The sequence below is a fragment of the Brachyspira intermedia PWS/A genome (assembly GCF_000223215.1).
GTDB lineage: Bacteria > Spirochaetota > Brachyspiria > Brachyspirales > Brachyspiraceae > Brachyspira > Brachyspira intermedia.
In genome coordinates, this window is the sequence record NC_017243.1 from 575,294 (window position 1) to 600,977 (window position 25,684).

Genomic DNA, 25,684 nt, shown 5'->3' on the forward strand with positions numbered 1-25,684 from the left:
ATATCAAACTTTTAGAAAAATAAACTAGCTTCAAGACCTATTCTGCTTTCCATTTTTCTATATGCGTATAATTGTTTTGAGCGCGCATATTCATATTTTACACCTATTACAAATCTGTATATTTCAAAACCTATACCTGTGGATATAGAAGGAGTCCATTCTGTATATTTGTCAGTAATAGGATAGCCTTGTCCATGTCCGCTAGTTCTATTTATTAAATTTATTCTATCAAAATATGCTCCTATATGAATGCCTGTTATTAAACTTATTTCTCCCCATATAGGTATTCTTACATCAGCTCCAGCATAAATATTAAATAAATTAACCAAATTAGATATATCAAAACCTGCTATTGCAAATGATGTTCCGCCATAGAATGAAAACCAACCCCATCTGTAATTTGCTGATAAATGCATCTGTTCAAAGCCAACATCTCTGAATTCTTCTTTATTTTTATCGTATAATGTTTCATCCCCAAGTATATCGCCTCCCATATGAATACATATATGTCTTAAAGGAGCGAATCTTACTTTTAATTTATTATTAAATATGTATTCAAAATACGCTTCCACTTGCATATAATTACCATATAAAAATGTTGTTCCATATAGCTGGTCTTGTCCTTTTTTATAACTGCTGAAAAATAGTTTCAAGTAATAAGCTACACCTATTCTGAATCTATGCTTATCTTCATCTATATTAAATGCTATAGGAGCTAAGTCTACGGCCAATTTAGGACTAAAGTACATAACTACATTATCTAAATTAAAATTTTTATTTTGGTATAAATGATTTGCATTTAAAATATCACCAAACCAAAAACTGCTGTTATAATTATCAGGGTCAAGCCATGGAGAAAAATATCTATCAGTTTCATATATTCTAAGAGGATTATATCTCCACTTTACTTTTACTTTTTCTTTATAATTATTCATCTTATTTTCTAGAGAATTTTCATTTTCTGTATTTTGAGAATAAAGTGATAAACTTAATAGAACAAATAAAATAATATACAATGTTTTTTCATAAAAAATCCATTTATTGAAAAATAAGTGAACATTATATATAAAAACTTCATTTTTTCAATAGAATTAAAAATTATAAAATTAATTTTTTCTTGAAAGGAGATTTATATAAGGTTCTGTTTCTATAGAGTTTTCATCTATTCCTATTTCATTTAATATAGATTTTAATTGAAGTATTTGATTTTCAACAGTTTCTTTTGAGTTTAAAAATTCTATTTCTATAAAGTTGTCTAAATTTTTTATTTTTGAAATTTCAACTAAAGCATTTTTATATATAAAAGCATAACCTTTTTTTTCTTTTTTTACATATTCTTTATATTTCTGCAGCTTTGATAAAAAGTTAATTATAAATCTTGCTTTTTTCTTGCTGACTTTAATTTCTATTTCTTCATTGACTTCTACACCATCAATTAAAGTTCTTTCTTTTGTGCAGAAAGTATATCCTCCATGTTCTATTCTGAGTCTTATACAATCACTTGTCTTTATACTTCCTTTTTTAATGCTCTCTTCTCTAGCATAGTAAATATCTTTTTTGAAATACTTTTTTTTGAATTTAGCATTATTTTTAAGAAAATTTAAAACAGAATCAAAATCTTTTATATATGCTTTTATTTCAATTTCAGAGTTTGCCATATTTTATTCAGTATATTCCTTAGTGCTGTCATCTACATGTATTTTTTGTTTATCGTAAATTAAAGGAGCAACTTTTTCAAATAATATGAATGCTGGTGAAGATAGTATAACTGTAAGAGGAAGCCCAACAAGCAATTCTGATCTTATCAATACGGCAACATTTGAAAGATCTGAATATATAGAAGTTACCAAAAATAATGCTACGATTTTTATTAAATAGCCTACTAAAGTTACAAATATTCCAGCAGCAATTTGCTTTATAAATATTCTTGTATTGAAAAAACCCACAAAGAAACCAATATTAAGAAATATTATAGCATAAGAACCAAATGTTCCGCTTGATACAATATCCTGTAAAAGTCCTATGATAAAGCCATATATTATTCCATCAAATGAACCGTATCTAAATGCTATGAATGTTAAAAAAATTAAAAGCAAATCAGGTTTAGCACCTAATGCTACTCTTATTAAATCATAAGCAGGAGATGATTGTATAAGAAGTAAAATAAGAGTTGTAATGATTACTGTTACTATTCTTTTCATTTTGCCTCTCCGTTATCATCTTCTTCATTAGCAAGCATAATGATTTCCTGATCCGGTATCTTTTTTATTACATAAACATTCTCTAAAGTGGAGAAGTTTACAGCAGGCTCTACATATAAATCATGGAAAAGTCCATAGTTTTTCTTTTCAACTTTGAATATAGTACCTACCAATATACCTTTAGGAAATACTCCTCCCATACCGCTTGTAACAACTCTTTCGCCTTCTTCAACGTCCATTTGTAAATCTATATACTGCAAATGTGTTTGTGTAGATTTAGGGCTTTGTCCAACCATTATTCCTGTAGTTCTTGAGCTTTCAAGCATTACAGATATTTGAGATCTTTGGTCAACTAGAGATAATATTCTGCTGTTGTATCTTCTTACTTCAACTACTTTTCCCACTAATCCTTTATATCCGTTTTGATAAGATATAACAGGCATTCCAACTACTATACCATGTGCACTTCCTTTATTTATAACAATGGTAGTGTAGAAGTTTTGAGGGTCCTTAGAAACTATTTCAGCATATTCTAAAGGGTATTCATCGGTAGGAGCTTCATTTAATAATGCTCTAAGTCTTTCATTTTCAGCACTTAATTGCTCATATTCTAATGCGGCACCGCTTAATTCAGCTATTCTATCTCTTAATACCTGCACCTGACTTTGAAGTGTAAATATATCTGTTATGCTAGTGTAAAGGTATACAAAAGCTCTTGATACACTTTTTGTTGCACTTTGAATAGGGTATACTCCAAGTGCATAAATAGACTGTAAATTAAATACAAAATTACTTCTATTTAGCACCATTAGCATTCCTGCTACAAGATTAAGCAGAATATATAATGTTAATAATTTATGTTTTATAAAAAGCTTCACGTGTATGAATATCGGCTATATTAATAAAATTTTTATTATTTTTCCGATTAAGAGTATCTTCTGTAATTTTTCAAATTTCTAGTCTCTTCTATAAACTTTCCGCATCCTATAGCAACGCAAGTAAGAGGACTTTCAGCAAGAATTACAGGAACTCCTGTTTCCATAGATATCAAATCAGTAAAACCAGGAAGCATTGAAGTACCGCCACTCATAACAATACCGCGTTCTACTATATCAGCAGAAATTTCCGGAGGTGTTTGATTGAGTACAGATTTTACAGCTTCCAAAATTTCTATTAATATATCAGCTATGGCATCTTTAATTTCAGCACTGTTTATTGTAAGAGTTTTAGGAAGTCCTGATACAGAGTCCCTTCCTCTTATGTCCATAGTTTTTGATATATCGCCTTTATAAGCATGACCGATATTGATTTTAATTTCTTCAGCAGTTTTTTCACCGATATATAGGTTATGAGTTCTTTGCATATATTTGATAATAGCATCGTCAAGTTCATCACCGCCTACACGTATAGAAGCACTTCTTACCATACTTCCAAGTGAAAGAACAGCTACCTCTGTAGTACCTCCGCCTATCTCTATAATCATATTACCATGAGGTTCATTAATAGGCATATCAGCACCAATAGCTGCAGCTCTTGCCTGTTCAATTAAGAATATAGTTCTAGCTCCTGCCTGTTCGCAGCTTTCTCTTACGGCTCTTCTTTCTACCTCTGTAATTCCAGTAGGTATACCTATAGCTATTCTAGGTTTTACTAAAGTTCTTTTATTATGTACTTTATTAATAAAGTATCTTATCATCTTTTCAACAGTTTCAAAGTCAGCAATAACTCCATCTCTCATAGGTCTTATTGCTGCTATAGAATTAGGTACTTTACCTAACATTTGCTTAGCTTCATTTCCAACTGCTATAACATTTCCTGTGCTTTTTTCTATAGCCACAACTGATGGCTCAGCCAAAACAATACCTTCTCCCTTTACATATACAAGAGTATTAGCAGTTCCTAAATCTATTCCCATATCGCTTGAGAACATATTATATAACCAGTTAAACATTTATTACAATCTCCTTAAAGTATCCCTAGCGGGCTTATACGAATTATCTATTTTTATAGCTTCTCTAAACATTTTTATAGCTTCATTTCTTCTTTTAGTATCTAAATATAATGTCCCTATACTATAATATAAATCAGGATTTTTTTCATCTATCTCTAATGCCTTTTTGTAAAAAAATTCACTTTCTTTATATAATCCTTGTCTGTAATATAAATTCCCTAATTTAAAATAGGTTCTTGATTCAAGCATAGTATTATTGTTAAAGCTTTCCATAGAGGATAATATTTGTATAGCTTTTGTATAATCTTTATCCCCCTCATAGGCATTGGCAAGCTCATAATATAATTCCATATTTATAAATTTATCGCTGTTCTCTTTTAATTCTCTGTCAATGGCATCTTCTAAATATTTTACAGCATCTTTGAATAATCCTATTTCATAACAAATTTTAGATAATTCTATAGTAGTTGAAGTTCTGTTATCGCCTTCATTTATTGCTTGTATATATGAATTGTATGAATCAATATAATATGCTGAACCTAATCTTTGATAACTATAAGCTAATCTTTGATGTATGATATTTTTATTTTTTATGAATTTGAAAGATAATAATAATTGATTAGCATATCTTATGATATTTTCACTTGCATTTACAATTATTTCTTTTTTATCGGATCTTATAAGTATATCATAGTATAAATCTATGCCTGTTATTAATATATTTTTATTTAAAGGTCTTTTACTGTATAGATCATTAAATAAAAATGAAGCATTATTATAATCTTCTGATATCATATAGTCATATATAGATTTTAATCTTTTTTTTTCTATATAGTTTGAAGTAAATAAATATGCAACTCCAATTAGAGTTACTGCAGCAATTAAAGTTATTACTATAATATGTATGCTAATCTTTTTTTCAACATTATATAGGTAAGGCATTATTATTTAATGTAATCCGTAAATTAATTTTAATTATCCATATTACCATTATTATATAATTCTAAAATGGTTTCTTTTGGATTAGTAAGAGGATCTTGAGATACTATACATAAACCCTCTAATATAACACCATTTTGTATTATTAATTCAGGAGTTCTTATCTCTCCAAGTACTCTGCTTGTAGGCATAAGCATTACTCTGTTTTTAGCCTCTATATTTCCAATAATTATTCCTTCTATAACAGCGGAAACAGTTTTTATATTTGATTTTACTTTTCCTGTGGCACCTACAAAAACATTATCTACTTCTAATTTTTCACCTTCATAACGTCCGTCTATTCTTAAAGTACCGTTTAATGTAAATTCTCCTTTAAAGAAGGAACCTTCACCTATAATAGAATTAGATTCTGTATTATCATTTCTTTTTGAAAACATTAATAAAACTCCTAATTTTTAGTATATACTATGGAATTATCTATATTGTTAAATTTAAATTTTGTATCTAGTCCGAATAATGATTCACTATGTCCTATAAATAAAAATCCATGTTCATTTAGTATATCGTAAAATCTATTAACTGTAAGTTTAACAGATTCATTATCAAAATATATAAGAACATTCCTACAAAAAATAACGTCCATATTTGACTGACTTCCTCTATGTCTCAAATTATGATAATCAAAAGTTATTAATTTTTTTATATCATTTTTTATAGAGTACTCTCCGGAAGCTAATTTATCAAAATATTTTTTTAAATATTCTTTTGGAACATTTTCTACCTTATGTTCCTCATACCTTCCTTCTTTGGCAGCTACCAAAGAATTGAGAGATAAATCACTAGCAAATATTTTTATATCTCTATCTTTTATCCCGGGTGTTTCCAAACAAGTTATTGCTATAGAGTAGGGCTCTTCTCCAGTAGAACAGCCTGCACTCCAAATTCTTATTTGTTCGCCGGGTTTTTTATATTTCATTATTTTTGGCAGAACATAATTTTTTAATAGTTTAAAGTTTGGCTCATTCCTGAAAAATTTAGTAAGATTTGTAGTAATGTTATCTAAAAATTTTTTTAGTTCTTCTTTGTCTGAAGAAACAAGTTTATAATAATCTTCTACTACTTCTAAATTTCTTTCTTTCATAGAAGAAGCTATTCTTGACTCTAAAATAATTTTATTGATAACATTAAAACATATACCGCTTTCTCTATATACAAAATCTTTAAACAGATTAAATTGTTGTTCGGTTAATTTTATCTCGTTCAAAATAAATTATTCCAAGTAAGTAGGCAATAAATTATTATTGTTTTTTTGCAAGAACCATTTTTATACGTTCAAGAACTTTTTTTCTGTCTAAAGGTTTAGTAATGTAGTTTTTAGCACCAGCTAGAAGTGCTTTTTTTACCATATCTTCTTTACCTAAAGCACTAACCATAACAACTTTAGCATTTTTATCGTATTCTATTATTTTAGTCAATGCAGTAATACCATCCATTTTAGGCATTGTAATATCCATAGTTACTAAGTCTGGCTTGTATTCTTTATACATAAGTACGCCTTCTTCTCCGTTTTCTGCTGTGCCGACTACATTGTATTGTTCTGATACAAAGATTTGCTGTAATTGTTTAACAACAAATGCAGAGTCATCTACGATTAGAACTTTGTATGGTTTTCCAAATTCATTTATACCATCAGCTTCTTTTGTATTAATGTCAGACATATTTCTTTACTCCTTTTCTGATTCTACGGCAACTAATATATTAAAATCGCCAATAGAGGTATCTAGTTTTATATGCAGAAATTCCGAATCGCTTATCGAAACTTCCAAATTTTTGCTTTTCATAATAACAGGCGGAGATATATCAACATCATAGCCGTCTGTTTCTAATTTTGTTACAGAAAGACCTGCTATTAAATTAACAAGCTCCTGTATAGTAGATAATGATAACTTATCAATATCTTTTATTTCTCTATCATTCATAATAGAAACGATTTTTTTGGCAGTTTCCAATTCCATATCTATTATGAAATGACCTACTATATCTTTTGATAATGCTACTATAGCTATAATACCCGAAGCATTTACAAAATCACCTTTTAAAGTTATATCGCCGATTTTGATACCGTCTTTAATATAATTTTGCAATATTTCGTTTGACGCATCTGTAAATGGTCTTATATAGTCAAGTCTCATTATAACACTCTTTACATACTAATTACTTACGTTTATTTTAACAATATATGAATTTTATTGCAAGTATAGTTGTAAAATATAGCATTATGCTTCTATAAATATCGAAAAAAAAATAATTTGCTTGAAAATATTTTATATTTTTTGATATAATTTATATTACTTGTTTATATATATAACTGCATAATTGTATATTGGTTGTTAAATACTATGAAATTTATATGTCAGTTAAATATTTTCAAATAAAATTTGTATATAAAATATTAATAAAAATTTTATAATTATTTAATATAATATGACACTTATTTTATAATTAGTTTTATTGACTTTTAAAAAATGGGTTTTAATATAAAATATTTTTTAATACAATGATAATAAAAAATATTGATTTATAACTTCTTTTGATTTTAGAAAATTAAATAATAAATTGTCTGGTAATTATAATAACTAATCATATTTATGGAATATTAATAATAATAATTTTATATTTTACTTTGTCTTTTTATGCTTTTTGTACATCATTTTTTTGTAATTTTTGTTTTTATAAGAGTTGTTCTCGTTAAATTTCTAAATTTAATCATATAAAATCTAAAATATTGATACTGCTATACGGTATAATAAAGTTTTGTATTTTAGTATTATATTTTGTATAAATGACTTATAGAATATATAAAAAATTAAATCATAAAAATATATAATTTAAATTATTTATAAGTGATGAAAATGAATAATAATATCATTTGTTTGTTTTTGTAAGTAATGATCGTATTTTGTTTTTCATTGTATTTATTTTTGTCTAATTGTTTGTTGTCAATTTTAAGTTTTTAAGCTATTTGTTTTTATAAATTTAATACAAATCATCGTAGTATAATTATTAAATGCTTATTATTTTTTGTATATATTTTATAATTAATAAAAAATTGTAATGATATAAAAATTATTATGACAGTTTAAAATATTAAATTATATTTTTAGCAATAAGCTATAACATTTTATAATAGATAATATTAATATTTTTAATTACTTGATTATTTTAATAAAAAAGGGCTTTGAAAAAATAATTTATTCAAGCCCTTTATTTTTTAGTAATATTTTTTACAGTCTGAATTTTTACATATTTTTGTAGAAATCTATATGATGCTGTAATTCAGGTGGAAGAGGATTTCCTGATTTTGTGAATTTGAAATATCTGTTTTCTAATTCAGTAGCTTTTTTATTTCTTATGTTTTTGAATCTGTTAGCTATTTCTGTATACATAGGCTGTTTTTCAAGTTCAACTCTTATGCTTTTAGAAAATGGTACTTGTCTATATAATATTCCTCTTGCAACTCTGTTAAGTCTCATAATACCTTTGCTTTCATATCTTATCCATAAGTTATAATCTGTTACAAAGACTTCTCTCAAATTGTTTCTGCATTTTTTAATTTGAACTTTCAATTTTTCTTTAGCTTCATCTGAAAGGTTTCTATTTTTTCTGTAGAATTGAACATAATCGCTGTACTCAGAAGTAATTGACATTTGAGTAATATCATTCCAAGCAGGTCCAAGCATAGTTTTACATAATTCCCATCTGAATGCACCTATAGTAGGTATGAGTAAAGTATCTATTTCTTCAGAAGTAAATATAGGGAATAAGAATCTTCCTGTACTATTTTTTTGTCTTGTTGAAAGTTCTTCCCACATTATAGCTCTTGAACCAAATGTAGGCATAAGTATTATATTAGGCAATACTTCCTGCATAACCAATTCTTTTTCTATGTTTAACTCTTTATTTTTATATAAAACCTCTCTGTAGAATGCTGAAAAATCTATATCAGTTATCTCTTTTATAGATTTTTCCATGAAATCTCTTCTTATTAGCGCTCTTTCAAAGTCTTTAGTTATCATATCTTTGTGAAGTATAGGGAAATATACACTAACTTGTCCGTAACATAATCTATGAGTAGTTTCAATCATGTTGTCAACTTCATATTCAAGTCTTTTTGATGAGCTTTCCCAATGCTCCTCTAATTCTTTATCATTGATAGTACCGCGTTTTTTTAATTCTCTCAAAGCTTCTCTATAATCCTGACCGAATCCATTAACAGAAGGCGGCTCTTCTTTATCATAAATTTTTTGAAGCCATTCGTCTATATAAAACACATTGATTCTTTTGGTTTTGCTTTTATCTTTTATTTCATAAAGATCCATTATTTGATTAGGAGTAAGAAGCTGATCGTCCATATATCCGAAGTTTAAAAACATTTTTACAAGTTTATTATTATCTCCGTTTATTATGGCTCTTTTCGCAATTTCTTTATATATTTCAAAGAATACACTTGAAACGCCTCTTCTTATTTTTCTTACATCATCATCAGTGCTGAATTTATCTCTTAATTTTCTAAATGCCTGTAAAGATTTCATGAAATTTTTAGCTTTAGTTTCATCAATTCCAGACATTTCTATTAATTTTTTAGTAGGATTTTTTACTTCTTCAGGTAATTCTTCAAATCCCAATTTAACTTTTATATTATCAATATCATCTATTCCAGCAATAATATTGTCATCAGATGAAGTAATTGAGTTTGCAGATACTCTTCTTAATATCGAATCTATTTCATCAGAATCTATGTGAAGATCATAATCATATTCAGTTTTAATTTTATTGTACACATCTTTTATTATATTAGACATGAATTTTATATATTTAACCCATACTTCATTATCTTTACCTTGTTTGTCTAAATCAAGAGCAGTTTTAGCATACTCGCCAAATAAAGATTCATCTTCATTTGAAGATAAAAATAATATGTTTTCTATAGCTTCAACTATTTCATTTTTTAATAGTGATGATATCTTTTTTAAATTTTCGTATAACATATGAGAAGCATCTAAACTCATATTCTCATCATAAGTGAAGAACTGATTTTTAATTTCTTTAGGCATAGTTAAAAATCTTCTTACATAGTCAATTTCAAATTCCAATTTTTCTGTATTTTCTATTAATTGATTTTTATTATGCATATATATTTCAGAGTGATCTGCTCTTATGAAATCTACATCAAAAGATGCAGGGAAATTAAAACCAGAGTTTATAGAATCATCATAAATTTCTTTATATCCTTTAAAAATTTCTGATTTTATATTTTTTGATTTGTTTTGCTGCAAATTGAAATATATAACAGCAAGATTTGAAGATAATATTTTTATATCAGAGTTTATTTTTTTTATTTTTATATATTCTTCATAGGATTTAAGTATCATATATGCTATAGAATGATACATACTTGTAAGATATGGTTTATTAACTTTAAAAAAACTTTTTACATACTCTTGATTTGGTGTTTTCACAGCATATATTTCAGTATTTTCTTTTGCTTTAAAAGAAAACATGTATTTAGAATTAGATTTATAACTTCCAATACCAAGCATAATATTTTTAGGAATTGAAAATAATCTGCAGCTATATCTCATAACTTCATTTTCATCTTCTATACCTAAAATTTCTTTAGAAGAAATATAAACATCTATTTCTCCTTTTGTAACTATTGATATGTTTTTTACGTTTTCTCCCTCATAAAAAACAATATTTCCAGCATTTAATTTTAAATTTCCATTTTCTTCAATGTTTACACTCATAATTAATAACTCTCTTTTCAAATGTTTATTAGTAATTTTAAAAAAAATTATATATTATTTTTCTAAAATATGCTAGTTATTTGAATTTTTAATAAAAAAATTCCTAATTTCTCTTGTAAATTCATTTTTTAATAAAAAATTTCCAAAATTCACCCAAAATTTCAGCGAAATTCCTGAAATTTTGAAAAAAATTGCCCCTCAAAAAAGGCTTTTTATAGCTTTTCAATTTTTCTAAGTTATTTTTTGTATTAAATGTATGATATAAGTGATTATTTTAAAAATATTTGCGTTTTTTAGTCGAAATAAGGCTTTTCAAGTATTGCGTTTTTCTGACTGTATGCTATAATAATAAAACAGTTGATGAGAAACAAAAAACAAAACGAAAGAAACGAAACACCAACTGAAAATGAAAAACTTAAGATCTTTGACAGATATATGAGAGCGTAGATTTTTAGAAAGTTTTTTCCAACATTAAAAACGGAAATCAGCGATTATAAAAATCTTCACTAGATAAAGAAAACACAATTAGATTGTGTGTCTTAGAGTAGAAACAATTAAGCGGAGCGTTACTAAAGAATTAGATAAGAAACAGCTTTAATTAGCTAAAAGTCTCATTCAATTTGATATATTAGCTTTGGCTTCTATATAAAAGAAGAAAAGGATAATATGGTCAAGTAAGTAAGGGCTTAAGGTGGATGCCTAGGCACTGGAAGGCGATGAAGGTCGTGACAAGCTGCGATAAGCTACGGGGAGAAGCAAATATTCTATGATCCGTAGATCACCGAATGGGAAAACCTATAGAAGTAAACCTTCTATATCATACACTGAATCCATAGGTGTATGAGGCGACACCCAGGGAACTGAAACATCTAAGTACCTGGAGGAAGAGTAATCAAAATTGAGATTCCCTAAGTAGTGGCGAGCGAAAGGGGAAGAGCCTAAACCTTAATAATGTCAAGTTGTAAGACGTTGTTATTATGGTGTTGTAGGGCGGTAAGTGATGTACTTACATGCATCGACTTTGCTTTATATGATAGTAGAACTGTTTTGGAAAAGCAGACCATAGTGGGTGATAGTCCCGTACACGAAATCATATAGACAAGGTTTTATCGTTCCTGAGTAGGGCGGGGCACGTGAAACCCTGTTTGAATCTGGGTAGACCACTATCCAAGGCAAAATACTAACCAGTGACCAATAGTGTAGAGTACCGTGAGGGAAAGGTGAAAAGTCTCCCGTTGAGGGTTATTAAATAGAACCTGAAACCTTAAGCTTACAAGTAGTCAGAGGGTACCCTGCTAGCAATAGTAGATGGCCTGATGGCGTGCCTTTTGTAGAATGAGCCTGCGACTTATAGTACGTAGCAAGATTAAGAGGTAATAGCCTTGTAGTCGTAGTGAAAGCGAGCCTTAATAGGGCGAAATTAGTTGCGTGCTATACGACCCGAAGCCAAGTGATCTACCTATGAGCAGCGCGAAACTCGAGTAACATCGAATGGAGGTGCGAACCAGTGGCCGTGAAAAGGCTTTGGATGACTTGTGGGTAGGAGTGAAAGGCTAATCAAACTTGGAGATAGCTGGTTCTCTCCGAAATGTCTTTAGGGGCAGCGTTATGTGTTTACTTGCGGGGGTAGAGCACTAAATGGACTAGGGCTCCTAACCGAGTACCAAACCCAACTAAACTCCGAATACCGTAAGTTAAGAACATGGCAGTTAGACAGCGGCGGATAAGCGTCATTGTCAAAAGGGAAACAGCCCAGATCCTCAGCTAAGGTCCCAAAATCTATGTTAAGTGGGAAAGGATGTGAGAATACTTAAACAGCCAGGAGGTTGGCTTAGAAGCAGCCATTCCTTTAAAGAGTGCGTAACAGCTCACTGGTCGAGTGTCCTTGCGCCGAAAATGTAACGGGGCTCAAACATAGTACCGAAGCTAGGGAATTATAGAGTTAATCTATAATTGGTAGGAGAGCGTTCTTTAAGCCGTTGAAGGTTTACCGTGAGGTGGGCTGGAGGTATAAGAAGTGAGGATGCAGGCATGAGTAACGAGAAAACGGGTGAGAAACCCGTTCGCCGCAAACCCAAGGTTTCCTAGGTAAAGCTAATCTGCCTAGGGTTAGTCGACCCCTAAGATGAGGCTGAAAAGCGTAGTCGATGGGAAACAGGTAAATATTCCTGTACTATGATATGTTTCGATGGAATGACACAGATTGTTTGCGTACGCGTTAGATTGGTAGATAACGTCAAACAGTTTAGACTTGTGATGAGTAAAATGCTTGTTGCTTTAAGGTTGAGGCTGGATAGTGACTGGGCTTTCGGGTTCAGGAAGTTGCGTGAGCTAGGCTGTCGAGAAATAATTTCTAAGGTTAGGCATGTCATAATCGTACCGCAAACCGACACAGGTGGGTGAGATGAGTATTCTAAGGCGCTCGAGATAATCTTCCCTAAGGAACTCTGCAAATTAGTCTTGTAACTTCGGAAAAAGAGACGCTTGAATCTTGGTAGCAATATTGAGAGGAGAGTCGCAGTGAAAAGGCCTGGCCGACTGTTTAACAAAAACACAGATCTCTGCAAACATGTAAATGGATGTATAGGGATTGACACCTGCCCAGTGCTGGAAGGTTAAAAGGAGAGGTTAGCGTAAGCGAAGCTTCGAATTGAAGCCCCAGTAAACGGCGGCCGTAACTATGACGGTCCTAAGGTAGCGAAATTCCTTGTCGGGTAAGTTCCGACCTGCACGAATGGTGTAACGATCCGGGCACTGTCTCGGGGAAGAACTCGGTGAAATTGAATTATCAGTGAAGATGCTGATTACCCGCAACAGGACGGAAAGACCCCGTGAACCTTTACTATAACTTGACATTGAGTTTTGTTTTGTGATGTGTAGGATAGATGGGAGGCTTTGAAGTGGGAGCGCCAGCTTTCATGGAGCCATCGTTGAAATACCATCCTTCGCAAAATGGGATTCTAACGGTTAGCCGTTATCCGGCAGCCGGACATTGTCAGGCGGGTAGTTTGACTGGGGCGGTCGCCTCCTAAAGAGTAACGGAGGCGTGCAAAGGTCACCTCAAACCGAATAGAAATCGGTAGTAGAGTATAAAGGCATAAGGTGGCTTGACTGCGAGAGAGACATCTCGAGCAGGTACGAAAGTAGGTCTTAGTGATCCGGTGGTCCCGAGTGGAAGGGCCATCGCTAAACGGACAAAAGGTACTCCGGGGATAACAGGCTTATCTCCCCCAAGAGTTCATATCGACGGGGAGGTTTGGCACCTCGATGTCGGCTCATCGCATCCTGGGGCTGGAGCAGGTCCCAAGGGTTTGGCTGTTCGCCAATTAAAGCGGTACGCGAGCTGGGTTCAGAACGTCGTGAGACAGTTTGGTCCCTATCCGTTGTGGGCGTTGGAAAGTTGAGAAGAGTCATTCTTAGTACGAGAGGACCGGAATGAACGCACCGCTGGTGTATCTGTTGTTCTGCCAAGAGCATCGCAGAGTAGCTATGTGCGGACGGGATAACCGCTGAAAGCATCTAAGTGGGAAGCCTCCTTCAAGATTAACTTTCCCTATGAGTTTCGTTGGAGACTACGACGTTGATAGACTGCAAGTGTAAGCAGGGAAGAAATACCTGTTCAGCTGAGCAGCACTAATCAGACCAATGACTTGACCATATTATCGTTTTCTTCTTAAATAAGGAAATTATAATAAAGAGTAGAATGAGACATCTACGCTCTTATATATCTGGCAAAGAGATTAAAAATTGTTCTTTTAATTTGCTAATATTATTTCGGTGACCACAGAGAAAGTGATACACCCGTTCCCATTCCGAACACGGCAGTTAAGCCTTTCATCGTCGATGGTACTGTAAGGGTAGCTTTACGGGAGAGTAGAACGTTGCCGGGTATATATTATATATTTATCCCAATAGATTGATTTCTGTTGGGATTTTTTATATTTAAACTTTTAATATTTAGAGATTTATAAATGAATAATAAAGAAAGAATTATAAAAACTATTAAAATTATAGCATATTTATTTTCTTATATGATGGTTACTGTAGTTGCTTTCAATTATGGTTATATGTATTATGCTGTTAAATTTGATGGTGCTTCTGCTTCTCCTACTGTTTCTTTTATTTTTGCTGTGCCTTTTATTATTGCTATACTAGTATGTGTTGTTTTAATAAAAGTTATAAATAAAAAATGAAAGATTAAGAATTTGTTTATTAAAAATGACGATTGAAGAACTATTAAAAATACACAAATTTTCTTCTAATCATAAGAAATTATTAATGAAAGAAAATATTTGAGGTTGTTTTTATTGTTTAAGTATTTTTAGTCCTAAATTTATAACTGATTTGATTGAAGATGAAAATGATTTAACTGCTATTTGTCCTTATTGCGGCATTGATTCTATTATACCAAATCATTCTGATTACAATTAAATAAAGAATTATTGTGATAGATTAGAAAATATTTTTTCTAAATATATATTTTTAAAAGATTTCTGTATTTTTTAACTAACCAATAATTTAGTATTATATTTCATTATATAACTACAAATATTACTTTATTTAAAATAATTAGTTATATATACTTTATATAGGTATTTTATTTAAATTATTATAATAAAAACAACTAAATTAAACAATTTTTTGGATTTTTGAAAAATGGAAAAAGAAAATAAAAAAGTAAATAGAAAAATCAGGTCGGCTTCTACAATATCAGTTTCTATATTTACTATTATAATTGCTCTACCTCTAACTTTTATTATTTATCATTTTAAATTAGAAAATGCTTCTTTTCTTTCAAATACTTTTTCTAAATATGCAGTTTCTTTTTTAATAGCATTTATAATTACCCAGTTAATAACTGCAATTGTCCATAAGCTTATATTACTTGTTTTAACTTTAATTGGGGTGTTTATTGTTAAGAAAATAGCAGAAGATGAAGAAAATAAACCAATTTAATTTTATGATTATATAACAACTTATCAAAATAATAATATTACTTTATTTAAATTAATTAGTTATACTTTAGACTAGTATTTTTATTAACTTAATATATAATAGTAAATTAAATAAAAACAATTTTGGAGGTTTAAAATTATGGCAAATCCTGTTTTATCAGATAAGGCATTTAATTATGCTTCAAGTTATGAAAATGAAAACACAATGACTGTTAATGGAGCAATTAACAAATCAATAATACTTACATTAGTACTAATACTTTCAGCTATGGTAAGTGTGTTTTTTGTTTTAGCTGCAAATCCTGGTCTTCTTTATCCTGCTGCTTTAGGATCATCTATAGCTGCTTTTGTTTTAGCTTTAATAATGACTTTCAAAAAAGAATTGGCTAAAGTGTTTTCTATACTTTATGCTATACTTGAAGGTGTTGCTATAGGTGCTGTTTCTTATGTTTTTAATGCTGCTTATGACGGTATTGTTGTACAAGCAGTATTTCTTACATTTTTAGATTTATTTATAATGTTAGTATTATATAGATTTAGAATAATAAGAGTAACTGAAAAATTAAGAAGTGTAATAACTGTATCTACATTATGTATAGGTCTTGTATATTTAGCTAATTTTATAATGTCATTCTTTGGTGCTAGAATTCCTTTCTTATATGGTTCAAGTCCTTTAAGCATTGGAATAAGTATTGTAGTTGTTCTTATTGCTTCATTTAATTTGCTTTTGGATTTTGATTTTATGGAGAAAGGTGAGCAGTATAATATGCCTAAATACTTTGAATGGTACGCTGCTTTCGGACTTCTTGTTACTTTGGTATGGCTTTATTTAGAGATATTAAAACTTTTAGCCAAAACAAGAAGCAGAGATTAAAATTAATATAATTAAGGAAATTAAGGCATGCATATTAATTTATGTATGCCTTTTTTATTTGCATTATAATTTTCAAAACGCTTCAAATATTATTATTGAATGTAAGAATAAATTCCTATAATATTCTGAAAATTTTTAACTTTGTTAACTGATTCATTTTATATAAATGTTATCTACTTTTTTGTCGCACAAAAAAGTAGCAAAAAACGCACATACTATAGCTTAAAATTTTCAAAATATCTATAAAATATAATGTAATACCATAATTTTAGTTCACACATTGCTGAAGTCACGCAGAGCGAAGGTGGACTTCGTCAAAGTTGCAAAAGCACATATTATTTTTATATTCAGTTTGAATATTATTATATAATTGTTTTATGGTATTATCTCTAACTTATTTATTTTTCTTTTATAGGTTAATTTTGTAAACGCTTCAAATCCTTGTTATTGAAGAGAAAATAAAAGTCCTGTATCGTACTAATAACTGCAAACGCTTGAAAGCCTATTATATGGGTGAGAATAAAAACTCTAATAATAGTACTGAAACATAATTATTTTTTTAAACGCTTCAAAACCTTTCTATTGTAAGGAGAAATATAGTCTTATTATAGACTAATATTAAAAATCATTAAAACTTTTATTGTTCTAATATTACTGTTTATAAAAAATAATACTAATATTATAATTTCTTTAAAATGTTGATAATTATATATTAATAAAATATAAATTTATATTGATTTTAATTTAAAATAATATATAGTATAATAAATTTAAAAATAAATTTAAATTCGTATTTAAATTTAAAAACGCATTTAAAATAATAGTTAGTTTTTTGGTGTAAAAATATTAAATACATAAAAACTTAAAAAATTATGACAAATTTTGTCTCATTGATAGTGCATAATTAAGTTATAACAAAATTGAATAAGCAAATAAACATGAAAATGTTTAGAATAAAAATTTAAAAAAGGAGTTCTAACTATGAACAAAAAATTATTAACAATCTTTTTAAGCCTATTTTTAGTAGGCATTTTATCAGTAAGCTGTTCCAATGCTGACAAAACAGGTGCAGGAGATACAACTACACCAAAAACTATAAACACAAAATATGCTGGTATATGGTCGTCATCAGATAACCCCGATGCTGTAGAAATAGATATAAATGGTAATATATACGAATACAATAGCACTCGTGGAAATAAAGGTGAAGTATTAGAGTCTACTGATCCTAGTTATAAAGTAAAAATTTATGGTAGTGAGATTACAATAACATTTAAAGATGTAAATAATGCAACTGTCAATATTAATGGACAAAATGTTACATATACTAAAACTCCACAAAGCATAGAACAATTCAACGGTAAGACTTATGCGTCAGAAAAAAGTTTTAATGTTCCTGAATTAGGTGCAAGATATCTATGGGCATCTGTGAAAGATAGCAAATTTGCTATGAATATTAATGATAACAATACTTATGCCCCTGGATTCAGTTTAGATAGTTATTTTACTGTAACAGGTTATGGCACTGATTATACTTTTTCTACTCCTGATCCTCAAGGAACGCCAGATCAAGTTCAAGGTACTTTAAAATTTGCTCCAGATGGTTCTTCTGTAACAATGAGATTTACAAAAAATACAGTGATGCCTAGTATTGTAGGTCAAGATATAGTTTGTAATATAAAACAATAATAATCAATCATATATTTAATTAAATGGCTTTGCTTGAAGTTTTCAGGTGAAGCCTTTTATTTTTTATGTTAAAAAATAATTTTATAATTTATATATTGGAATTTTGTACTCTAATATATACTGAAAATTTTTAAGTTTGTCAACTGATGCACTTTATATAGATATTATCTACTTTTTGCCGCATAAAAAAGTAGCTGCCTCAGGCACGCTTCGCGAAAACGCAATTGCTAGAACTTTATATTTGAAAAATACTTATTAAATATAGAATATAACCTAAATTTAGACTAAAAATGCAGTCTTTTTGGTTCTCGCCGCAGGTGTACTTCGTATGTGCCAACAAAAGAACTGGGGTGCGGGGCAAAGCCCTACAGATATTTAAAATTTAAAAAAATAATTTTTGACAAAATATAGTTGTTTAGGTATATTTTAATTTTAATCATCATATAGTATAATAAAATCAAAATATATTTCAAAACTATTCTATATTTTTAAATATAAAAAAATATTTAAATAAAAAATTCAGGAGTTTTACTATGGGTAAAAAATTTTTAACAATCTTTTTGAGCCTATTTTTTGTAAGTATGTTATCAATAAGCTGCTCTAATAAGGATAAAACAGGATCTAGTGATGGTTCCGCCACAACAACAAAAGGCATAGAACAGTATAATGGTAATACTTATGTATCATCAAAAATACAAATAAATAATCAACTAGGTTATGTATGGATATCAGTAAAAGATAGTAAAGTTGCAATTAAACCAAATGAAGATAATAACACTTCACCAATATTTGATACAGGAAATTATTTTTCTGTAACAGGTTCAGGTACAGATTATAATTTTTCTATTCCAGACAGTAAACAAAATCCTGATTCAATTGTAGGTACCTTAACATTTTCTGATGATGCTTCTTATGTAACTTTAAACATTACAAAAAATGGTGATGATCCAACTGGAGAAACATTAAATAAACATTTTGTTTGTAATATTAAAAAATAATAATGATATTTTTATTAAAAAGGCTTTACTCTAAGTTTTTTGAGTAAAGCCTTTATTTTTGCAAAAAAAAATAAAAAATCAAAAATTATGACAAATTTTGTCGCAGCCATATTTTATAATTAAATCATAATCAAAATTAAAGGAGATTCTTATGGAAAGAAATTATTTTTTACACAGAATATCACATGGTTATGAATGTTCATATCCTATATTGGAAAAAGGTTATCTTTCAACAGGATATGAAATGTTATTTAGTGAAGAATTATATAAAATAGTTGAAAATGGAGATTATTATGGCGAGTTTAAATCTTATGTAGAAAATATATGGGGTGAATGTCCAAAATGGATACATCATTTATGGAGATTTATACATGGTTTTAAAAAAGGTGATTATATTATAGTACCTCAATTTGGAGGTTTATTTTCTATATATGAAATAATAGGTGATAATTTTATTGGTAAAAATGATAAAGAATTAAAATCAGTACTTAAACCATTTATAAATACTGAAGATTATCAAAAATTGGATTTTTTTTGGAAAGTAAAACCTGTATATACAAATATAAAAAGAGCTGAATATGCAAATGCCGAACTTACAAGAAAAATGCATTATAGAGGTACTAATATTTCTTGTAATGATATTGCAGAAACTATAAATGAATTATTAGAAAATATAAATAATAATAGACCTATTAATTTAACTTATGACATTTTAAACACTTGTTCTAAAAATATTTTTGATTTAGTAAGGAATAGATTGAATCCAGATAAATTTGAAAGATTAATAGGTTTATATTTTAAACAATGTGGTGCTGATAATATAGAAAGACCTTCCAAAATAGATAATCCAAATGGAGATTGTGATATACAGGCATCTTTTGATTTAATAAGAACAATAATACATGTTCAAGCAAAATTTCATACAGATTATACAGATCAATGGGCTATAGAACAAATTAAAAATTTTTTAGAGTATAAATCATCAAATGAAGATGGATATTCACATATAGGTTGGGTAATATCCAGCTGTGATGATTTTTCAGATGAGGCTAAAAATTTAGCTATTGATAATAACATATTATTAATAAATGGTAAAACATTTTCAGAAATGTTGATTAAAGCAGGTATATCTTCTTTGGAAGGTAATATATAATTAAAATATAACAAAATTAAAGGAGGCTTTTTATGGCTCAAAATTTTTACTGTGAATATTGCGGTGCTAAATATTCTTCAATAGCTTCACTAACTAGTGGTTATTGTCTAAAGCACCCGAACGGTCCAAACAAGGGTAAGCATAAACTTTACGAAGGCGGTGAAAAGTCAGAATATTTTTGCAAGTACTGCGGTGCTAAAAATAAATCTTTACAGTCGTTAGTAAATGGTTATTGTCTAAAGCATCCTAATGGTCCTAACAAGGGAAAGCATTCGCCTGCTTTATGATTCGCACGGTGATTAAAACTAAAAAAAAATTAAGTTTTGTTTTATTTTTAATTATTAAAGAAAATAAAATTAATCGTGCGTTGAATAAATTTTTAAATCTAATCTAAACTTGGGTGGGCGCTTTATTTTCTAATTTAATTAAAAAATAAATTTAAATTAAAATTTCAAAAATAAACTATAAATATTAAAGGGTGGGGTATGTAATAAAAGTTTTAAAATTTAATTACATTTGCCCGCCCTTTATATTTATAAATTAAATTTTGTATTTATATATTATATTTCTTTAAAGCCAATTATGATATTATAAAACCCACCCAAGCGTTATTTAAATTTCTAATGTTTACACCGCACGCTGAATGCATTTTTTATACTAGTTGATGTAATAATATAATTTAAATTAAATAAACAATCTGTTTACCATGCGTTTAATAAAAAATGACTTTCAATATAAAAAATAATTTTGTTTTTACTATTCAATTAATTATTATTTGGTTTATAATATGATGATAAGTTTAATTAAATAATAGGTGTTAAAAATATAAATGGCTAATCATATAGGGACAGATCTTACAGAAGCAAAAGTTGTTCCCACATTATTAAAATTGCTTATACCAATACTATTGTCGAATATGCTTAATGTTGTATATAATATAGTAGATAGTATTTGGATAGGTAATATTATAGGGCCTCTTGGACTTTCGGCAGTTGCAGTAAGTTTTCCAATAATGCTTATAATGGGTTCTTTTGCTTTCGGTATTAATATGGCTAATGGAGTTATAGTTTCGCAGTATTATGGAGCTAAAGATTATGACACTGTAAGCCATGTTATAAAAGTATCTACCACTTTGGGAGTTATAATATTAGTTACTGTTGGGGCTTTAATGCTTATATTCTCAAGAAATATATTAGTAATGATGAAAACTCCTGAAAATGCTATGGATATGGCATTAATATATTTAAGAATATCTATTTTGGGTATGCCTTTTGCTTATACTTACTTTTTTATTTCTTCTATATTAAGAGCAGTAGGCGATACTGTAAGACCATTAATATTTTTGATTGTATCATCTATAATTAATATAATATTGGATCCTATACTTATAAAAGGTTTTTGGATAATACCTGCAATGGGACTTCAAGGTGCAGCTATTGCTACAGTAATTTCTCAATTTACTTCTGTATTTATAAGTACAACATATCTTAGAATAAAAAACAGCTTTATAAAAATAAATCCTTTTGTATTTACATTCGATTTGAATATGACTAAAAAAATACTTAAATTAGGAATACCTATTTCATTCAATCAGTTTATAGTAGCTTTCGGATGGTTAGTAATTACAAGACTTATAAGCAGTTTCGGAGAGGCAGCAAGTGCAACAGTTGCAATAGTTAATAGAGTAGAATCACTTTTTATAATGCCTATGGGAGCTTTGGGAAATGCTGTTATGACAATGTCGGCACAGAATATTGGAGCTAAAAAATTAGAGAGAGTAAAAGAAATTCTAAAAAGCGGAATCGTTATAGGAATTATAATTTCTTCTATTATGAGTATATTTTCAATAACTAATCCTTATTTACTTATAAGAATGTTTACAAAAGATACTCAAGTTTTTGAATATGCAAGAAGCTATATTTATACTATAATGCCAATATTTATTTTTTATTCTGTGATGTTTGTATGTAATGGTATTATAAACGGAGCAGGAAAAACTATAGTTATAATGGCTTTTACAACATCTACTACTTTAATTTTGAGAACGATTTTAGCTTATGCTTTATCTCCTAATTTTGGACTTGTTGGTATATGGCTTTCTATGGGTATATGCTATATAATCAATACTTTCTTTAGTATGTATTATTTAAAATCCAACAAATGGCAAAAGAATTCAAATATTACTCTGTAAATATTTTTATTAATACAACAATAATTTTTGTTTTTATTTACGAAAGTGTTTTGTTTGTAAATAATATATAATATGTTTTCGGTATTTTTTACATATAATATCTTTATATTAAAAATAAAAATATTATAATTATTCATTAAAATTTTCATTAAAAAAATAAAATATTTAAGGAGTTTTCATTATGGGCGGAACTATAGTAATAATTATAGTAGTTCTATACTTGGTAGCTATGCTTCTTATAGGAGTATATTCCAGTAAAAAAATCAGCAACAGCAATGATTTTGCATTAGCTGGAAGGAATTTGGGACCTGTACTTTTGGCAGGAACTTTGGCTGCTACAAATATTGGTGGAGGTACATCATTAGGTCTAGCAGAACAGGCTTTCGGTAAATGGGGACTTTCTGCTGTTTGGTATGTAATAACAGCTTCTATTGCTTATCTTGTTTTAGCATTTTTAGCTCAAAGATTCAGAAATGCAATGGTTACTACTGTATCAGAATATTTTTATAAAAGATATGGTAAAGCAAATGCATTAGTTACTTCTATTATAATGGGGCTTCCTATGATAGGTATAACAGCAGCTCAGATAATAGCTTCAGCAAGTATATTAACAGTTATGACTGGCTGGAATTATAAATTATCTGTAGTAATTGTTACAATAGTAGTTACTGCTTATTCTTCTATGGGCGGACTTTGGGGAGTTGCTTTTACAGATTTGATTCAAGGTTCATTAGTATTTATAGGAAGTTTAGTTGCTATACCTTTTGCTTTGAATTATGCAGGCGGTTTTGATCATGTACTTGCAAATTTAACACCTGCACAAAAATCTTTTACTGCAGGTATGGGCTGGCCTACTATAATATCATTAACTATAATGTATATTGCTTCATATTCTGTAGGTCCTGAAATTAGTCAAAGATTCTTTTCTGCTAGGGACTCTAAATCTTTAATGATAGGTTCTTTAGTCGGCGGATTGGTATGTATATTATATTCTTTATTCCCTGCATTTTTAGGTTTGATTGCTTCAAGTGTTGTTAAAGACGGACTTCTTACTTCTGAGCTTCTTACTTCTGAAGGTACTAGATATATTTTACCTGTACTTGCTATGCATACAATGCCTCCCGTAATAGTGGGTTTATTATTCTCGGCATTAATATCTGCTACTATGTCATCAGCTGACTCTGATATGCTTGCTGTATCAGTAATAGCTACAAATGATATATACAAAAAATACATTAATAAAGATGCTACTGACAAACAATTACTTTTTCTTGGCAGAGCATGTATGGTTGCTGTTGGGCTTATATCTATGTTTATAGCTTTCAAGGCTTCAAACTTAATAACAATATTGATGTTCTCATTCAGCTTGCGTGCTGCAGGTGTATTTATACCATATTTATTTGGTAACTACACAAACAAAAAACTTTCTGCAGTTGCAAGTATGGGTTCGTTAATAGCTGGAAGTGTTGTTACAATATTCTTCCAATACAATAAAAATATTAATTTATTTGGAGTTGACCCTATAATACCTGGTATAGTTGCAAGTTTAGTAGTATTCTTAGTTCTTTCTGCTATAATACAGCCTAAGCCTGATTCTGCAAAAACTGAATAGAATTTTAATAAAAAATAGATAGTTAATAAAAAAGCGTATATAAGAATATATAAATCTTTTATACGCTTTTATTTTTTATATGCATCTATAAATAAAAGTCTTTATCTAAAAAATCAAGCAAAGCCTTTAATTACAAAAAAATATAATTGATTATTTTTTATTACAAGTTATATCAGTATTTAAAATTGATTCAGATGCATCAGGATTTTTTGTAAATCTAACAACTAAAATAGAACCATCGGGAGCAAATCTTAAACTACCTGCTATTGTTCCATCTGCTGAACTAAAAACATAATCTGTACTAGTAGAACCTGTTACTGAAAAATCAATATCTGTTCCATATGTAGGGGCAGTGTTATTATCAGTATCAGTAACCATATCAATTTTACCATCTTTTACTAATACCCATAAATATTGGTTAGCAGATACAGTAGATGTTGATACATAATTATTTCCATTATACTGCTCTATGCCTTTTGTAGTTTCTCCTGATCCTGTTTTGTCAGCATTTGAACAGCTTACTGATAATATACCTACTAGAAATAGGGTTAAAAAGATTGTTAGAATTTTTTTAATCATAATAAAGCTCCTTAATATTTTTATTAAAAATAATAATATATTATATTTAAAATTAAAATAGTAGTAAATTCATTTTTTTATGTTTTACCCAAAAAATCAATTATTAAAAGTATAATTAATACTTATTTTAATTTTTTTATAATATAAACATTTTTATATTTATTTGCTAATTTAATTTTTGTTATAACTTAATTATGTATTGCAATATATAATTAAATGTAAAATTGTTATGTCGATAAGAAGACTTTCAAATATTTACGCACGGTAAGTAAGTTAAAATACAAATAAATTTTTATTACTAATTTATACTATAAAAAATAATAAACTAACCGTATGTTAAGAAAATTCGATATCTAATAAAAACTTTGGCGGGTGCTATATTTTCTAGTTTAATTAAAAAACAAATTTAAATTAGAATTTCAAAAATAGACTATAAATATTAAAGAGCGGGGTATGTAATTAAAGTAAAAAATTTAATTACATTTGCCCACCCTTTATATTTTTTAATTTCATTTGTCATTTTTGTATTACTTTTCTTTTTTGTTTTATATTGTGATTATAACACCCACCCAAGATTTTTTTAAATTTATTGTATTAACCACCGTACGCATAGGAAAATTTATAATATATATTAATTATAAATCAGAATTTTAATTATATATAAATTTTACTAACCGTGCGTTAAAATAGCTAAAAAATCAATATATACCTAAACAAATATACTTTGTCAGAAAT

The 25,684-nt window shown here is 28.6% G+C and carries 21 protein-coding genes and 2 rRNA genes; 11 read left to right on the top strand and 12 right to left on the bottom strand.

Annotated features, from left to right (window positions below; genetic code table 11):
- Positions 1-11 precede the first annotated feature (11 nt).
- From BINT_RS02550 to BINT_RS02600, 11 genes are all read right to left on the bottom strand, one after another.
- Entirely contained in the window at positions 12-935 is a 924-nt protein-coding gene (locus tag BINT_RS02550; RefSeq protein ID WP_014486996.1) for a hypothetical protein, read from the bottom strand.
- A gap of 171 nt (positions 936-1,106) precedes the next feature.
- On the bottom strand, positions 1,107-1,658 hold the full coding sequence (gene cyaB, locus BINT_RS02555; RefSeq protein ID WP_014486997.1) for a class IV adenylate cyclase: 552 nt from the start codon (positions 1,656-1,658) through the stop codon (positions 1,107-1,109).
- Between the two features lie 3 nt (positions 1,659-1,661).
- Positions 1,662-2,201, bottom strand: a complete 540-nt coding sequence (mreD, locus tag BINT_RS02560) for a rod shape-determining protein MreD (protein WP_014486998.1) — start codon at positions 2,199-2,201, stop codon at positions 1,662-1,664.
- Positions 2,198-3,067: a rod shape-determining protein MreC gene (gene mreC / locus BINT_RS02565; RefSeq protein ID WP_083818259.1), complete on the bottom strand. Its 870-nt coding sequence runs from the start codon at positions 3,065-3,067 to the stop codon at positions 2,198-2,200. Before mreC ends, mreD begins: the two co-directional genes overlap by 4 nt.
- A 59-nt stretch (positions 3,068-3,126) precedes the next feature.
- Complete coding sequence (locus BINT_RS02570) at positions 3,127-4,152, bottom strand: rod shape-determining protein (RefSeq protein WP_041177193.1); 1,026 nt, start codon at positions 4,150-4,152, stop codon at positions 3,127-3,129.
- A gap of 3 nt (positions 4,153-4,155) precedes the next feature.
- Complete coding sequence (locus tag BINT_RS02575; RefSeq protein ID WP_014487001.1) at positions 4,156-5,094, bottom strand: tetratricopeptide repeat protein; 939 nt, start codon at positions 5,092-5,094, stop codon at positions 4,156-4,158.
- Positions 5,095-5,123: 29 nt separating this feature from the next.
- Positions 5,124-5,528 (bottom strand): bactofilin family protein, encoded by a 405-nt coding sequence (locus tag BINT_RS02580; protein WP_014487002.1) that lies wholly within the window; start codon positions 5,526-5,528, stop codon positions 5,124-5,126.
- A gap of 11 nt (positions 5,529-5,539) precedes the next feature.
- The gene (locus BINT_RS02585; protein WP_014487003.1) at positions 5,540-6,355 is read right to left on the bottom strand and encodes a CheR family methyltransferase; all 816 of its coding nucleotides are present in this window, start codon (positions 6,353-6,355) and stop codon (positions 5,540-5,542) included.
- A 34-nt stretch (positions 6,356-6,389) separates the two neighbouring features.
- Positions 6,390-6,809 (bottom strand): response regulator, encoded by a 420-nt coding sequence (locus tag BINT_RS02590; RefSeq protein WP_014487004.1) that lies wholly within the window; start codon positions 6,807-6,809, stop codon positions 6,390-6,392.
- Between the two features lie 6 nt (positions 6,810-6,815).
- Positions 6,816-7,283, bottom strand: a complete 468-nt coding sequence (locus tag BINT_RS02595) for a chemotaxis protein CheX (protein WP_014487005.1) — start codon at positions 7,281-7,283, stop codon at positions 6,816-6,818.
- Positions 7,284-8,390: 1,107 nt separating this feature from the next.
- Positions 8,391-10,898 (bottom strand): hypothetical protein, encoded by a 2,508-nt coding sequence (locus tag BINT_RS02600; protein ID WP_014487006.1) that lies wholly within the window; start codon positions 10,896-10,898, stop codon positions 8,391-8,393.
- A gap of 668 nt (positions 10,899-11,566) precedes the next feature.
- On the opposite strand from BINT_RS02600, the gene BINT_RS02605 reads away from it, so the two are divergent.
- The 11 genes from BINT_RS02605 (at position 11,567) to BINT_RS02655 (ending at position 24,370) form a co-directional block, all read left to right on the top strand.
- Positions 11,567-14,556, top strand: a 23S ribosomal RNA gene (locus BINT_RS02605).
- Between the two features lie 115 nt (positions 14,557-14,671).
- Positions 14,672-14,788: ribosomal RNA gene (gene rrf, locus BINT_RS02610) — 5S ribosomal RNA — on the top strand.
- A gap of 81 nt (positions 14,789-14,869) precedes the next feature.
- Positions 14,870-15,091 (top strand): hypothetical protein, encoded by a 222-nt coding sequence (locus BINT_RS02615; protein WP_014487007.1) that lies wholly within the window; start codon positions 14,870-14,872, stop codon positions 15,089-15,091.
- Positions 15,092-15,554: 463 nt separating this feature from the next.
- Positions 15,555-15,854: a hypothetical protein gene (locus BINT_RS02620; RefSeq protein ID WP_041177194.1), complete on the top strand. Its 300-nt coding sequence runs from the start codon at positions 15,555-15,557 to the stop codon at positions 15,852-15,854.
- A 138-nt stretch (positions 15,855-15,992) separates the two neighbouring features.
- On the top strand, positions 15,993-16,727 hold the full coding sequence (locus BINT_RS02625; RefSeq protein WP_014487008.1) for a Bax inhibitor-1/YccA family protein: 735 nt from the start codon (positions 15,993-15,995) through the stop codon (positions 16,725-16,727).
- 981 nt (positions 16,728-17,708) lie between these two features.
- On the top strand, positions 17,709-18,416 hold the full coding sequence (locus BINT_RS02630) for a hypothetical protein (RefSeq protein WP_014487009.1): 708 nt from the start codon (positions 17,709-17,711) through the stop codon (positions 18,414-18,416).
- Between the two features lie 533 nt (positions 18,417-18,949).
- On the top strand, positions 18,950-19,414 hold the full coding sequence (locus BINT_RS02635; protein ID WP_041177195.1) for a hypothetical protein: 465 nt from the start codon (positions 18,950-18,952) through the stop codon (positions 19,412-19,414).
- 151 nt (positions 19,415-19,565) lie between these two features.
- Positions 19,566-20,567 carry a restriction endonuclease gene (locus tag BINT_RS02640; protein ID WP_014487011.1) on the top strand — a complete coding sequence of 334 codons (1,002 nt, stop codon included), beginning with the start codon at positions 19,566-19,568 and terminating at the stop codon, positions 20,565-20,567.
- Positions 20,568-20,599: 32 nt separating this feature from the next.
- On the top strand, positions 20,600-20,854 hold the full coding sequence (locus tag BINT_RS02645; protein ID WP_041177196.1) for a hypothetical protein: 255 nt from the start codon (positions 20,600-20,602) through the stop codon (positions 20,852-20,854).
- A gap of 542 nt (positions 20,855-21,396) precedes the next feature.
- Entirely contained in the window at positions 21,397-22,758 is a 1,362-nt protein-coding gene (locus BINT_RS02650) for an MATE family efflux transporter (protein ID WP_014487012.1), read from the top strand.
- A gap of 181 nt (positions 22,759-22,939) precedes the next feature.
- The gene (locus BINT_RS02655; protein ID WP_014487013.1) at positions 22,940-24,370 is read left to right on the top strand and encodes a sodium:solute symporter family protein; all 1,431 of its coding nucleotides are present in this window, start codon (positions 22,940-22,942) and stop codon (positions 24,368-24,370) included.
- A 150-nt stretch (positions 24,371-24,520) separates the two neighbouring features.
- Here BINT_RS02655 and BINT_RS02660 read toward each other — a convergent pair whose 3' ends face one another.
- Entirely contained in the window at positions 24,521-24,949 is a 429-nt protein-coding gene (locus BINT_RS02660; protein ID WP_014487014.1) for a hypothetical protein, read from the bottom strand.
- Between the last annotated feature and the right edge of the window lie 735 nt (positions 24,950-25,684).